General features: G+C 54.7%; 10 protein-coding genes. 6 read left to right on the top strand and 4 right to left on the bottom strand.

The genetic code is table 11. The features are described 5' to 3' along the window. Positions 1-118: 118 nt before the first annotated feature. Complete coding sequence (locus AK821_RS13460; RefSeq protein WP_161806651.1) at positions 119-1,366, top strand: lactonase family protein; 1,248 nt, start codon at positions 119-121, stop codon at positions 1,364-1,366. Positions 1,367-1,423: 57 nt separating this feature from the next. On the opposite strand, the gene AK821_RS13455 is transcribed toward AK821_RS13460, so the two are convergent. The 3 genes from AK821_RS13455 to AK821_RS13445 are packed head-to-tail and all read right to left on the bottom strand — an operon-like array spanning position 1,424 to position 5,165. Continuing rightward, positions 1,424-2,647, bottom strand: coding sequence for a c-type cytochrome (locus tag AK821_RS13455; protein WP_064390096.1), 1,224 nt, complete (start codon positions 2,645-2,647; stop codon positions 1,424-1,426). After that, positions 2,644-4,410, bottom strand: a complete 1,767-nt coding sequence (locus AK821_RS13450) for a GMC family oxidoreductase (protein WP_064390095.1) — start codon at positions 4,408-4,410, stop codon at positions 2,644-2,646. Before AK821_RS13450 ends, AK821_RS13455 begins: the two co-directional genes overlap by 4 nt. Positions 4,411-4,412: 2 nt before the next feature. Beyond that, a complete protein-coding gene (locus AK821_RS13445; RefSeq protein WP_064390705.1) occupies positions 4,413-5,165 on the bottom strand; it encodes a gluconate 2-dehydrogenase subunit 3 family protein in 753 nt (250 codons plus the stop codon). A gap of 317 nt (positions 5,166-5,482) precedes the next feature. On the opposite strand from AK821_RS13445, the gene AK821_RS13440 reads away from it, so the two are divergent. Next, positions 5,483-6,166, top strand: coding sequence for a response regulator transcription factor (locus tag AK821_RS13440; RefSeq protein ID WP_064390094.1), 684 nt, complete (start codon positions 5,483-5,485; stop codon positions 6,164-6,166). Then, complete coding sequence (locus tag AK821_RS13435; RefSeq protein WP_064390093.1) at positions 6,144-7,535, top strand: sensor histidine kinase; 1,392 nt, start codon at positions 6,144-6,146, stop codon at positions 7,533-7,535. The genes AK821_RS13440 and AK821_RS13435 overlap by 23 nt, the downstream gene beginning before the upstream one ends. Positions 7,536-7,622: 87 nt before the next feature. Here the strand turns inward: AK821_RS13435 and AK821_RS13430 are convergent, their stop codons facing one another. Further along, positions 7,623-8,033, bottom strand: coding sequence for a PA0061/PA0062 family lipoprotein (locus AK821_RS13430; RefSeq protein ID WP_064390092.1), 411 nt, complete (start codon positions 8,031-8,033; stop codon positions 7,623-7,625). A gap of 205 nt (positions 8,034-8,238) precedes the next feature. On the opposite strand from AK821_RS13430, the gene AK821_RS13425 reads away from it, so the two are divergent. Genes AK821_RS13425 through AK821_RS13415 form a run of 3 tightly spaced genes read left to right on the top strand, consistent with a single transcriptional unit; the run spans position 8,239 to position 14,033 of the window. Further along, positions 8,239-11,460, top strand: a complete 3,222-nt coding sequence (locus AK821_RS13425) for an efflux RND transporter permease subunit (RefSeq protein WP_064390091.1) — start codon at positions 8,239-8,241, stop codon at positions 11,458-11,460. After that, positions 11,450-12,616, top strand: a complete 1,167-nt coding sequence (locus AK821_RS13420) for an efflux RND transporter periplasmic adaptor subunit (RefSeq protein WP_064390090.1) — start codon at positions 11,450-11,452, stop codon at positions 12,614-12,616. The genes AK821_RS13425 and AK821_RS13420 overlap by 11 nt, the downstream gene beginning before the upstream one ends. Next, on the top strand, positions 12,600-14,033 hold the full coding sequence (locus AK821_RS13415) for an efflux transporter outer membrane subunit (protein WP_064390089.1): 1,434 nt from the start codon (positions 12,600-12,602) through the stop codon (positions 14,031-14,033). The genes AK821_RS13420 and AK821_RS13415 overlap by 17 nt, the downstream gene beginning before the upstream one ends. Positions 14,034-14,035 lie beyond the last annotated feature (2 nt).

Raw genomic sequence — 14,035 nt, 5'->3', positions numbered from 1 at the left:
AACCATTGTAATGGCAGCCCATTGCCCTGCACCGTCCCACGCTATTCGGTCATTTGGGGAAATGTTGCTGCCTGCCCTCCTCCCTACCATAACCACACCACAAATCGCAGAAGTCACTATGAAAAAGACGTTTCGCGTTCTGTTCCTTGCTGCTGTTATCCCTACCATCGCTTTGGCAAACACTTCATCCACCTCGCCCCCCATTGAGGCGCATTTACTCTACGCCAGCGTGGGAGAGAAATTACTGGGTTACAGCATTGACCCTGACAACGCATCGCTCACTTACCTGAGTGAGACCCTTGCACCGGCCAACGTCCAATTCGCAGTAAAAAATAATGCCGGCGACATTCTTTACGTTGTCTCCAGTAATGCCGGGAACGGTACTCTTGGCGCCAAGGGTGATACCCATGTGCTGAGCAGCTACCGGATCGATCTCAAGACCGGCGAACTCAAACAGTTCGGTGCTGCTATCGCGTTACCGGAACGCCCGATCAATGTGGGGCTCGATCATCTAAACCATTTTGCGGTGGTGGCCTATAACCAGTCAGCCACTCTAAGTGTTCACCCGATCAATGAAGATGGCAGCGTTAGCCCTGCCGTAGCCCAACATCAGGTGCCGCAAGCCGGTATCTTTACCCATCAGGTAACCTTCACGCCTGGCGACAAGACGGTGATCGCGCTGGCGCGTGGCAATGATGCGGTAGCCAACGTCCCGGATCAGCCGGGTAGCGTCAACACGTTCACGATTGATGAACAGGGCCACCTGTCAAAACTCCTGACCGACTCCATCGAAACGGGTATTGGTCCTCGCCATCTGGCGTATCACCCGAGCAAGCCCTGGGTCTATGTGTCCATGGAGCGCGGCAGCAAGTTGTACATGTACCCGCTGGAAAGTAATGGAACTCTTGCTGCAAAACCCGCATTCCGTAAAGAAACCCTTCAAAACAAGGCCAACCTTCAGACAACTCGTCAACGCGGCGGGGTAATCCAAATCAATCCTAATGGTCAATACCTATACGTGACCAACCGTGCAGACGCCACGGTTGAGCAAGATGGAAAACAGGTCAGTGCCGGCGGTGAAAACAACGTCGCGGTTTACAAAATTGATGCCCGAACAGGTGAACCGCGACTGATTCAGATCATTGACGGCCAAGGTATAGAAGGACGGACGATGAAGGTTGATCCGTCAGGCAAACTGCTGGTGGTGGCGAATCAGAAGACCCTGTGGGTGAAAGATGGCAAGACATTGAAAAAGGTTCGTTCCAACTTGGCCATTTTCAGGATCAAGCAGGACGGCAAGCTTGAGTTCGTCCGCAAGTATGAAATGGACGACGAAAAGAAAGCACTGCTCTGGATGGATATCTAAACAGGCGATCAAGGCTGAGCACTGCACATTCATGCTCAGCCTTGTCCGCGTACTCCGCTAGGGTTTTGAAGCCAGATCCATCCTTTGAGTTTTGACAGTCGCAGTAGAGACCTCTTCTGCAGCATTACCCCAGGTATTTCTCAGATAAGTAGCCAATGCCGCGACCTGAGTATCATCCAGCCGCCACCCGAAAGACGGCATGGACGGACCTGTCGGAGCAGCATCAGTGGCAACAGCCTGAGCTCCCTGCAAGATCACACGAATCACCGTAGTCGGGTCCTCTGCCAATACTGATCCCGAGTTCTTCAGCGATGGAAAGAGCTTTGCCACGCCCTCGCCGTTACTCATGTGACACGCCGAACAGTTATCAGTATAAAGTGCCTTACCGGCGACCATACGAGGGTCTTGGGCGTCAAGTTTCGGCGGCCGTTGCAGATCTGATTTTTGATCCTTGAGGTAATTCGCGATCGCGAGCAGATCGGTGTTCTCCATAAACTGCGTGGAGTTGGTGACCACTTCCGCCATTGGTCCGGACGCTGCAGCATGGCGGTTACGACCAGTCTTCAGATATTCGGCGATCTCCTCCTCACTCCATAAACCGATGCCACGGTAGTCATCACCCGTGATCGCAGGTGCTACCCACCCCTGCAGCGTATAGCCTTTCAAATGACCATCCGAGGTGTCGCCGCCGAGGAAATTCTTGGAGTTATGGCAGGTGCCGCAATGCGCCAAGCCTTCGGCAAGATAGGCGCCACGGTTCCACTTTTTCGTTTTGGCCGGATCAGGCTGAAACTCTCCAAGAGTGAAGAACATCATGTTCCAGCCCATAAGGCTTGTTCTGATGTTGAATGGGAAAGGTAACTGATTGGCGACGACCTTGTTGTGAACGGTTGGCAACGTAGCCAGATACGCCCTGATGGCCAGTAGATCGTCACGCTTTACCTTGGTGTATGCCGTGTATGGAAACGCGCCATACAGATACTCGCCTTCATGACCGATACCTTGCTGAAGCGCCCGGACAAATTGATCATCCGTCCAGGCACCAATGCCAGTCTCACGATCAGGCGTCAAGTTAGGCGCAACCAGCTTGCCAAATGGTGTCTCGATAGCCCGCCCACCCGCCATGCTCGGCCCGTTTTCCACTGTATGACACGCAGCACAGTCTCCAACGGTTGTCAGGTAGCGCCCTTTTTCAATATCCGGGAAAAATGTGTTCGCCGCGTCTGCCAGGGGCGACAGTATCAGCGCCCCACACATAGCTGTCACTGCTGCCTTATTCATGCTTGCACCAGTGGGCCAGGGTTTTTCAAGTACTGATTGCGAATGGCATTCGCCGCCCAATAAGCCAAAGCACCCACCGTTGCGGTCGGGTTATAACCGGCATTTTGTGGAAAAGCCGAGCCGCCGATTACAAACAAGTTAGGTACGTCCCAGCATTGAAGGTATTTGTTCACCACACTGTCGCGCGGGTTATCACCCATGATTGCGCCGCCGGTGTTGTGAGTGCTTTGAAACGGTACGATGTTGTACGGTCCTTTTGGCGCCTTAGCGACGATCTGTTTCGGGCCCATGGCGCGCGCTACCTCGGCAGCCTTATCAGTCACGAAGGCTGACATCCTTAAATCGTTCTCAGGGAAGTCGAATGTCAATTGCATCATGTTGCGACCATGCCGATCCTTGTAGGTCGGATCGACCCCCAAATAATTCGCGCGCGTGGGATAGGAACTGCCCTGGGTGCGCACCACTGTAGTGCTGAGGTAATTGTCTTTGGTCGCCTGCTTCCACTTCTTGCCCCAGCGAGGAGTGCCGGGCGGTGTCATGCGATTACTGATGGGCCAGCCACTGGTCACGTTTGACATGATGCACGCGCCACCAAAGAAACCGAGGCCCGAGTGGTCAAAGTTGTCGCCGTTAAATTCGTCACAAGCCTGGCCGACACCACCGCCTGCAATGAAAGGGTTAAAGTTTTTGTTATTGAAAAACAGTTGAACGCTGGAGTTGGTCTGATACGCATAGTTTTTGCCGATCAGTCCTTTCTCGGTAACCGGATCGTAGGCTTGACCAATCCCAGAAGCGAACAGCAGACGGACATTAGGTACAGAGAAAGCGGTCAAGATAACCAGATCTGCCGGTTGCTCGTACTGCTGGCCTGTGGAATCGACGTAGATCACGCCAGTGGCGCGCTTGCCTGAAACATCCATCTGAACCCGCAAAACCTCGGACTGCACTTGGGCGGTAAAATTGGGTTTACGCATCAGCGCCGGAATGATGTTGGTTTGCGGTGTGGCCTTAGAGTAGTTCGCGCAGCCGCAGCGTGAGCAGTAACCACAATAGGTGCAGGGCCCCATGGTGACGCCATACGGATTGGTGTAAACCGCAGAAGCATTACCGCTAGGTGTCGGAAAGGGGCGCATGCCCAGGTTTTTTGCGGCTTCAGCAAACAAGGTGGGCGCATAGGTCATCGGCATCGGTGGCAGCGGAAACTCGCTGGAGCGGTTGCCTTCAAATGGATTGCCCCCTTCCTGATAAACGCCGTTCAAAATGCCAGCTTTGCCGCCAATACCGGCCATTTTTTCGAACTTGTCGTAGTACGGCTCAAGTTCGCTATACGTCACCCCCCAATCACGAATGAGCAAGTCTTTTGGTATCGAGTGTGCGCCGTAGCGCTCTGTCAGATGGCTGCGCAACTGGAAGTCAGTAGGGTTGTAGCGCCAGGTCAAGCCACTCCAATGCGCACCTGATCCTCCGACTCCGGTTCCCAGCAAAAAGGAACCGTACTCACGAATTGGCAACGCTGTCTGGTGCGCTGCATTTCGAAACGTATAAGTGTCTTCGGCCGCCGTGATCATCAGCTCCTGCTGGATCACATAACGCAGTTCATCCTGAACATAACCGACGTTGAAGTCGGTCGCTGTATCGCGCCAAGGGCCCCGTTCAAATGCAATGACGTCCAAGCCCGCCTCCGCCATTTCGATCGCCATGATCGAACCGCACCAGCCCAGCCCAACGATAGCCACATCTTTTTTTGGTAGTTTTTTGATCATGATCAGGCTTTAACCTTCCAGTCAGGGCGACCGGAGATGCTTACAGGAGGATGGGGGTAGGTTTCGTTGTGGCGATCAATCCAATCCAGATAGTCATAACGTGCGCCCGGATAGCCGAGCATCGTCCAGCTCACCATGTCGCGGTTTCCGCCGTAGATCGGATCAGCGAAGAAGCCTTCCATCGTCCTCGAAAGAAATACGTCGAAAAAAGCCTTTCCATCGACGTCATTGGGCAGATCAATGTGTCCGTCCTCCAGTCCATGCAGGACAGACTCGCGCTCTTCAACCGAAAGCTCAGCAAAGCGTCTGCCGGAAAATGCCGACACGCAGTGCCATTCCAGCGCAGCCAACCCGACGCGCATTTGTTCTGCCGGAGTCATTGCTGATTGCGGACCTTGCGTTGGTAATCCTTTCGCAAACGGTCCTTGCAGATAAAGGCGTGCCCCCTGCCCTTGAGGGCCAGACATCTGCCTGTCGATATACACCGCGCAGCCCGCGTCTTTACCGCTTGGGCTCAATTGATCGGCTGGAATCAAGGTCTCGACGAGCGCTTCAACTTGGACACGCTCACGCTCGGAAAAAAACGTCCAATTGTGCGGGTCAATGTTCTTAGGAGGGGCAGCAGCATCGGGTGCCCACGGTAGCGGACTTCCGCCAAGAATCGTTGCCGCATTGGCAAACGAGGAGCTGACTGCGATCAGCGCACCAGCGCCTAATAGCTGCCTGCGGCTGATCTGAAAACGATCGTCAGACATGGGTACCTCATAGAGCAGGAGAACGTGAGGCGCCATAATATTGCACTTCATGGTAGCGACGTACAATTTTGTAACATTAAAATTCATTCATCCCCTTATTTTTGGCTCTTTTCCTCATTTTAACTGGCCGAAATTCCTGATCAGCACATGTCGTAGGGTTCGACCAAACAGCAACAAGCGGTGTTACAGCGCACGTTGGCACACCATTGTGGATGACCCCTGCCAATAGCCGTCTGCATGTCTATCTAAAAAATTAGTTAAAGAACAGACATTTACCTGAAGGCAAACTGCGCGCGTTTGCCTACCAAGGACTCTGTATGACCCGTATTTTAACCATTGAAGATGATGCGGTTACCGCCGAAGAAATCGTTGCCGAACTGAGGGACCACGGCCTCGAGGTTGATTGGGTGAACAACGGCCGAGAGGGTCTGGTGCGTGCAGTGAGCGGTGATTACGACTTGATTACGGTCGATCGCATGCTGCCAGAAGTGAACGGACTCACCATTGTCACCACCTTGCGCGCGCTGGGTATTTCGACGCCTATTCTGATGATCAGCGCCCTCTCCGATGTTGACGAACGGGTGCGAGGGCTACGCGCAGGTGGAGACGACTATATGTCAAAACCCTTCGCGTCCGACGAGATGGCCGCCCGTGTTGAGGTACTGCTACGCCGCAGCAATCCAGGCCACCCAGCACAGACCGTATTGCAATTGGCAGACCTGGAATTGAATCTGATCTCGCGCGAAGCCCGACGCGCTGATCACCCGCTCAATCTGCTGCCTACTGAGTACAAGCTGCTGGAATTCCTGATGCGTAATAGCGGGCAGATCCTAACCCGCATAATGATTTTCGAAGAGGTCTGGGGTTATCACTTCGACCCAGGCACCAACCTGATCGATGTACATATCGGGCGCCTGCGCAAAAAAGTCGATGCGCCCGGCCTTCCAGCCTTGATCAGGACCGTCAGAGGATCAGGCTATGTCATTGCTGCCCCCCTCTAAGGATTGGCGCTCTTCAAGCAGTCGCTTGTTGGCGCTTTACAGTTTTCTATTCGTTGCATGGAGTGCAATTCTGATGGGCGTGTTGTATTGGGAGGTCACCGATTACTTGAGCACACTGTCGCGCCAGTCGCTGATGCAACGGCAGCATTTGTTCGCGCGTTTTCATGGTGAACAACTGGAGGAGGCTTTGGCGACCAGCATGACTTTTGATGTGCGGACAGTAGATGCCTATGGGCTGTTCGACGCAGATAAAAAGCCACTGATGGGATCCATTAACAGTGTCCCGCTGGACCTGCCCATGGACGGTCAGATCCACCAACTGACCAACTGTACTCAGTCCGATAATCCGGATTTGCCTCACGGTAGTTGCGATGCGGTGGCCATGCAGACCGATGCCGGGCGCTTGCTAGTGTTGGTGCGCGATAACGGATCGCTGTTCGCGGTCAACACGATAATCTGGCACGCATTACTCTGGGCAATTTCCTTGACCATTATTCCCGGAGCAGCAGGTTGGTGCCTGCTACGAAGGCGTCCCTTGCGACGGATCCATCACATTCAGACCAGCGTGGAAGCCATTGCCGCCGGCGAAATGACCCGACGCCTGCCCGTGTCAAACCGACGTGATGAACTGGACATGCTTGCGGTGATTGTCAACACCATGCTCGACCGAATCGAAAAACTCATGCACGAGGTAAAAGGTGCCTGTGACAGCATTGCCCACGATTTGCGAACCCCGCTTACCCGACTGCGAGCCCAACTTTATCGTCTCCAACAGCAGTCGATGGAGGGTTCGACGATTGCGATGCAGATGGCTAAGGTTATCGGCGAGGCGGATATGTTGATGGCACGCTTTCGAGCTCTCCTACAGATTTCCGAACTGGAAGATCGTAACCGCCGCGCCGATTTTGTTGAGTTACATACCCAACATTTGTTGCACGAACTGCATGAGTTCTATTTGCCGATGGCTGAGGAAAATCTCCTGACACTGAATATGAAAATGGATACAGAGCTACCCCCCATCATCGGGGATCGTGCCCTGCTCTTTGAAGCCTTGGCCAATCTATTGAGCAACGCCCTGAAATTCACTCCAAGCGGAGGTACGGTATCACTTGTTGCGAGATTTGATGGCGTTAACACAGTCATCGAAGTGCAGGACGATGGCCCCGGCATATCAGAAACCGATCGAGAAAAAGTATTTCGACGGTTTTACCGTTGCGAGGCGACTCAGGAGCAAGCTGGTTTCGGGTTGGGCTTATCCATCGTCGCTGCCATCGTTGACCTGCACGGGTTCACAATACAGATCGGCACCAGTCCCTCCGGTGGTGCCAACATGAAGCTGGAGTGCCGACATATGGGCGTGTTGATGTAGCTCAGCATCGTCTTGCGTGATGCGTCCCACCTACTTCAAAAAGCCCATGAGCAAGGCTCATGGGCCTGTCAACGATAATCGATGGCCTCACCCAGGCTGGCAGTTGAACTCTTGCGTTTTGCCTAACTGGTGTCCGGCTGCGTCATACAACCTCGCCCGATAATCCTCACCCAAGTTGCTTTCCACCAGTCGGTAGTGTTTTCCGGCCTGGAAGTTTGCGAAGTCTATTCGAGCCGAGCATTGCTCTTCATTGATATCGCCGGGCCCGTTGGTGAACAGCGCTACATCCAATCTGTGTGCCCCTGGAGGGACTTCAAAAAAACGGCCGTCGTTAAGGCGTTGACCATCGAGCTTTTCCGCCAGCAGGGAGCCTTGGGACTCTTCTCTGAAGGAGACCCAGGCCTTGCTCGGATCAGCCTTTGGCATGGGGCCGGCGCAGCCACTGAGCAACGCCGCCAGAGTCAATATTGGGATCAGCAAACGCGAATTGAATGACATGCAGTACATACCTCGACAGTGGAAAATATTCCCGGTTAGCCGGACTTCCGGTGGGCATAAGCTTGTCGAGGCACCTATTCGCAGACAAATGAAACCCCGTGAAACTTAGTTAAACGAATCACTAAATTTAAGTTCATTTCCCTGCAAGCCAAAATTTAAGTCATGACAGCGAAACTATCAGCATTCCACACTGGAGGTTCCTGGCATGCTAGGGCTGGTAAAGACCGCACTGCTCAAGCCATACACGTTTATCGTGGTGGCAATTGTCATTTGTATCATCGGCCCACTGGCCGCCATGCGCACGCCCACTGACGTTTTTCCCAATATAGGCATCCCGGTGGTGGCGGTGGTCTGGCAATACAACGGACTCTCACCGGATGCGATGGCCGGTCGAGTCATCTACACCTACGAACGCTCGTTGAGCACCACCGTTAACGATATTGAGCATATCGAGTCGCAATCGCTGCCTGGCATGGGAATAGTTAAGATTTTCTTCCAGCCTGGGGTAGATATTCGCACTGCCAACGCGCAAGTCACCGCAGTTTCGCAGACGGTACTCAAGCAGATGCCAGCGGGCATCACTCCACCGTTGATCCTCAACTACAGCGCGTCAACAGTACCGATCCTGCAAATGGCATTTTCAAGCCGGACGTTGTCGGAAGCACACATTCGCGATCTGGTTCAAAACAGCGTTCGCCTCCCGCTGACTTCGGTTCCCGGCATTGCATTGCCTACTCCAATGGGCGGAAAACAACGCCAAATTACGCTTGATCTGGATCCACAAGCGCTGGCTGCGAAAGGTTTATCGGCTCAGGACGTGGGCAATGCGCTGGCTGCACAAAATCAGATCATTCCAGTGGGCACGGAAAAGATGGGTGGCACCGAATACACCGTGCTGCTCAACAACAGCCCGCAATCCATCGATGCACTCAATGACTTGCCCATTAAAGCTGTCAATGGTGCGTTGATCACCATCGGCCAGGTTGCACATGTGCGGGACGGTTCACCTCCGCAGACGAATATCGTACGCGTCGACGGTCGCCGGGCGGTTCTGATGCCGGCCCTTAAGAATGGCAACACCTCAACACTATCGATCGTCGACGATATCCGTAGCATGCTACCTCTGATCAACGAAACCCTGCCCCCTGCGTTGAAAACTTCACTGTTGGGCGACGCCTCGGCCTTCGTCAAGGACTCAATCAGCAGCGTGGCTCGCGAAGGAATTATTGCTGCCTTACTGACCAGCGTGATGATCCTGCTGTTTCTTGGCAGTTGGCGCTCCACCCTGATTATCGCCGCCTCCATTCCACTGGCGGTGTTATCAGCCATTGCTCTACTGGCAGTCACCGGGCAAACCCTTAATGTCATGACGCTCGGTGGATTGGCCCTTGCAGTCGGGATCTTGGTGGATGACGCCACCGTTACCATTGAGAACATCAACTGGCACCTGGAACAAGGCAAGTCGGTGAGAAAGGCGATCCTCGACGGAGCAAAGCAAATCGTCGGGCCTGCTTTCGTCTCGCTGCTGTGTATTTGTATTGTATTCGTTCCAATGTTCCTCCTGCAGGGCATTGCAGGCTTCCTGTTTCGGCCAATGGCTCTGGCGGTCATCTTCGCGATGGCGAGTTCTTTCCTGCTCTCACGAACGCTGGTTCCGACCTTGGCAATGTTCCTGCTCAAACCACATACGCTGGAGCAAGGCGCGGGCGCCCATCCAGATGACATCTTTCTCAATCACCACGAAGGTGATCGTCATGAACGCCAACGCAATACTTTGCTGCGTGGAGCACTGTACTTTCAGCAACATTTTGAGCACGGTTTCTCGGTGGTTCGTGATGCGTACCAACGCCTGCTGATGCTGGCGCTGGCTAATCGCAAGACTTTTTTAGCTGGTTTCCTCGCGTGCGTATTAGCCAGTTTCCTCTTACAGCCAACCTTGGGCGAAGACTTTTTCCCGGCCACTGATGCGGGAGCTCTGGCACTCCATGTACGCCTGCCTCTAGGTACGCGTATTGAAGAAAGTGCGGCGGCTTTTGATCGCGTCGAAAAAAGGATTCGCGAAATTATCCCGGAGGAACAGCTCGATACGATCATCGACAACATCGGCATTCCGCTAAGCGGCATCGACATGGCCTATAGCAGTAGCGGCACCACCGGGCCGCAGGACGGTGATATTCAGATATCGCTCAAGCCAGGCCATACGCCGACGGCTGACTATGTCAAACGCCTGCGTGAAGTGCTTCCCAAGAGTTTTCCCGGGAGTGAGTTCGCATTTATGCCCGCGGACATCAGCAGTCAGATCCTTAACTTCGGAGCGCCCGCACCGCTTGACGTGAAGATCTCCGGTCCAGATGGCGCCGCCAACCGAGCTTTTGCACTGGAGCTTCAACGACGTATAGCCCACGTCCCCGGCATTGCTGACCTACGAATTCAGCAGTCCACCGGTTATCCGTCCTTACAGGTAGATGTTGATCGGTTGCGGGCCAAGCAACTAGGCATTACCGAGCACGATGTGACTACGAGTCTTGGCGCGTCTCTGGCCGGGACTTCGCAAGTGGCGCCAACATACTGGCTGAACCCGAAGAGCGGCGTTTCATACGCCGTAGTCGCCGCCACGCCTCAATATCGCCTTGATAACCTGCCGAACCTAGAAGCACTGCCGATTACCGGAAGCAATGGTCAAACAGCAATCCTCGGCGGCCTGGCGACCATCAAACGCGTCAACAGCGCCGCCGTCATCAGCCATTACAACATCATGCCGACGCTGGACATCTATGCCAGCGTGCAAGGACGTGATTTGGGCAGCGTCGCCAGTGACATTCAAAAGGTGCTCGATGATGCCGCTAACATTCGTCCAAAAGGCACGTCTTACAGCCTGCATGGGCAAATCGATGCGTTGCACGAGGCATTCAGCGGCTTGAGCCTGGGGCTGGTCGGGGCTGTTGTGTTGATTTACTTGCTGATCGTTGTCAACTTCCAGTCCTGGGTCGATCCGTTCGTGATCATCACTGCCCTACCAGCAGCGTTGGCCGGAATTGTGTGGATGCTGTTCCTTAGTCATACGACATTGTCAGTTCCAGCATTGACCGGGGCGATTCTGTGCATGGGTGTCGCGACTGCAAACTCTATTCTGGTGGTGAGCTTTTGCAGGGAACGTCTGGCAGTACACGGCGATGCTCTGAAAGCTGCACTTGAAGCCGGCTGCACTCGCTTTCGGCCGGTATGCATGACTGCATTGGCGATGATTATCGGCATGCTGCCACTGGCATTGTCGCAAGAGCAGAACGCTCCATTGGGCCGCGCTGTCATCGGTGGCCTGATCCTCGCCACTACGGCGACCCTACTCTTCGTTCCAGCAGTCTTTAGCCTAGTGCACCGCCACTCAATTCCTCGAGCTGTCATTGGAGAAGCATCCCATGTCGTCTGAACAACCGTTGAACCGAAAGCGCCGGGTACTGATTGGCATTGGCGGCCTGACTTTGGCGGCGGTACTAGTAGCCTATGGCATGGCCGCCCGCGCCGGTATGGAGCGTTCAGTGGTCGGCTGGACCGAACGACAAGCCCTGCCGATCGTTGCTTGCGTCCAGCCCGAACACAACGTTCAAGGCGATGCTTTGCGGTTGCCGGCACGTCTGGAGGCCTGGAGCAAAGCGCCGATCAATGCCCGAGTCAGCGGATACCTCAAGGACTGGAAAGTCGATATCGGCAGTCAAGTCCAGGCAGGCGAAGTGCTGGCGGAAATCGACAGCCCGGAACTCGACCAGCAGTTAGCGCAAACGCGTGCTCATTTGCGACAGCAAGAGGCTACTGAACGTCTAGCGCTGACTACAGCTAAACGCTGGCAGGACCTACTTGTCACCCATTCGGTGTCCCGCCAGGACGTCGATGAAAAAGTTTCCAACGCCATGGCCGCCAAAGCTGATCTGCAGGCTGCCCGTGCCGACTATCAGCGGCTTCAGGATCTTGCAGCGTACAAGACCATACGCGCGCCATTCTCTGGCACCATCACCGCACGCAATACAGACATCGGCCAGCTAATCAACGCGGATGCCGCCGGCACCGTGGCGTTGTTCAACATCGCTGATACCCGCCGCTTGCGACTCTATGTACCGGTTCCACAGAGCTACGCCAGCGCCATTGCGCCCGGCCTCCAAGTTCAATTGACTGTCCCCGAACACCCGACGCAGCAGTTTTCTGCGCATTTGATTGGTGACTCCACAGCAATTGATCCGCGTTCCGGTACGTTGCTGGCACAGTTCGTCACCGATAATCCAGACGGCGCGCTACTGCCAGGTGACTTCGCAGAAGCGACTGTCAAGATCGCTGCAAATACCAAAAGTGTGAACATCCCTTCAAGTGCGTTGATCTTCCGTGCTCAAGGCACGCAGGTAGCAGTGCTTGATGAAACCCGCCACGTACATATGCGCACGGTTCACATCGATCTGGATCTGGGTGATCGCCTGGTCATTGACCAAGGCCTGAAATCAACCGACCAAGTGATCGACAATCCTCCCGATGCGCTCAAAGAAAACGACCTTGTCGAGTTGGCAGGTGCAGGAGATTCACATGTCCCCAATGCATAATCGAGTTGTGCGTTTTTCGGCGCTATCTTTCGCACTGAGTTTGATGCTGCAAGGTTGCTCAATGGCGCCCAACTACAAAGCGCCATTCGAGCCCATGCCGGATCATTATCGCGAACAGTCCGGCAGCGGGGCGTGGCAGCCCGCACAACCTGCGGACAAACTGCAGAGCCATTGGTGGGAGCAGTACCAGGATTCACGCCTGGACGAATTGCAGCAACAATTGCTTAAGGCCAATCCGAGCCTCACGGCCGCCCTAGCCCGCTTCGACGCCGCCCAGGCCTACGCCAGTCAGTTACATGCCGGGCTGTTTCCGCAGATTAGCGCCAGTGCGCAGTCATTGCGTCAGCGTCAATCGGATCACCGACCGTTGCGAGGTGACTCTCAAACTTCGGTCTATAACAGCAACACCACCGGCCTGAGCTTGGATTTCGACCTTGACCTATGGGGCGGGATTCGCAACCAGATTGCCGCCGGCGATGCTCAGACCCAGGCTTCTGCCGATGACCTCGCTGCGGCACGATTGAGCCTTCAACATCAGTTAACGACGCTATACCTGCAGGTACGCGGACTGGATGCGCAAAAGGAAATACTCATGCAATCGCTGGACGCCTATGGCAAGGCCGTGCAACTGACGCGTGACCGATTTCAGGGGCAGATTGCATCCGAACTGGACATGGCACGTGCGCAATCCCAACTGGCGCAAGCCAAGACGCAAATGGATGACGTCTGTGCTCAACGCAATCTGGGAGAGCACGCCATTGCCGAACTGGTAGGCGAGTTGCCCAGCAACTTCCGACTGGCCGAGGATCCGCATCCTATAGTCTTGCCTACGCTCCCTGACAGTTTGCCCAGTTCACTGCTGCAACGCCGACCGGATATCGCGGGTGCGGAGCGCAGAATGTTTGCCGCCAATGCCAACATCGGCGTGGTTCGCGCCGCATGGTATCCGGACTTCAGTCTCACTGCGCTGTTGGGAGGGCAAACTCAAGGCGAGGGCAACTTGCTCTCGGCGGCCAATCGATACTGGGCGCTCGGTCCGCTGATCAGCCTTCCACTCTTTGATGGCGGACGACGTAACAGTCAGGAAGCCCAGGCTAAAGCGCAATTTGACGAAGCCGCTGCTCATTATCACGAACAGGTGTTACAGGCGGTCCGAGAAGTGGAAGACAGCCTGGGCCAGTTACGCGACTTGCAGCTGCAAGCCAAGGATGAGCAAGACAGCTTCAACGCCGCTCGCATCGCCGAAAAAATTGCGACTGATAGCTACCAAGCCGGTGCGGTGAGCTATTTAAATGTCGTGACCGCCCAAACCGCTGCCTTACAGGCTCAGCAGGCACTACAAATTATCGAAACTCGTCGGCTGCAGGGCAACGCCAATCTGATGTTCGCACTGGGGGGCGGATGGTCGAATAGTTAGTC

It is taken from the genome of Pseudomonas sp. RIT-PI-r (genome assembly GCF_001297015.1).
Classification (GTDB): domain Bacteria; phylum Pseudomonadota; class Gammaproteobacteria; order Pseudomonadales; family Pseudomonadaceae; genus Aquipseudomonas.
This window is presented reverse-complemented; position numbering and strand designations above follow the sequence as displayed.

Bases quoted from the DNA above. Each gene is read 5' to 3' on its own strand.
- AK821_RS13460 (WP_161806651.1), top strand. From the start codon at position 119: ATGAAAAAGACGTTTCGCGTTCTGTTCCTTGCTGCTGTTATCCCTACC.
- AK821_RS13455 (WP_064390096.1), bottom strand. From the start codon at position 2,647: ATGAATAAGGCAGCAGTGACAGCTATGTGTGGGGCGCTGATACTGTCG.
- AK821_RS13450 (WP_064390095.1), bottom strand. From the start codon at position 4,410: ATGATCAAAAAACTACCAAAAAAAGATGTGGCTATCGTTGGGCTGGGC.
- AK821_RS13445 (WP_064390705.1), bottom strand. From the start codon at position 5,165: ATGTCTGACGATCGTTTTCAGATCAGCCGCAGGCAGCTATTAGGCGCT.
- AK821_RS13440 (WP_064390094.1), top strand. From the start codon at position 5,483: ATGACCCGTATTTTAACCATTGAAGATGATGCGGTTACCGCCGAAGAA.
- AK821_RS13435 (WP_064390093.1), top strand. From the start codon at position 6,144: ATGTCATTGCTGCCCCCCTCTAAGGATTGGCGCTCTTCAAGCAGTCGC.
- AK821_RS13430 (WP_064390092.1), bottom strand. From the start codon at position 8,033: ATGTCATTCAATTCGCGTTTGCTGATCCCAATATTGACTCTGGCGGCG.
- AK821_RS13425 (WP_064390091.1), top strand. From the start codon at position 8,239: ATGCTAGGGCTGGTAAAGACCGCACTGCTCAAGCCATACACGTTTATC.
- AK821_RS13420 (WP_064390090.1), top strand. From the start codon at position 11,450: ATGTCGTCTGAACAACCGTTGAACCGAAAGCGCCGGGTACTGATTGGC.
- AK821_RS13415 (WP_064390089.1), top strand. From the start codon at position 12,600: ATGTCCCCAATGCATAATCGAGTTGTGCGTTTTTCGGCGCTATCTTTC.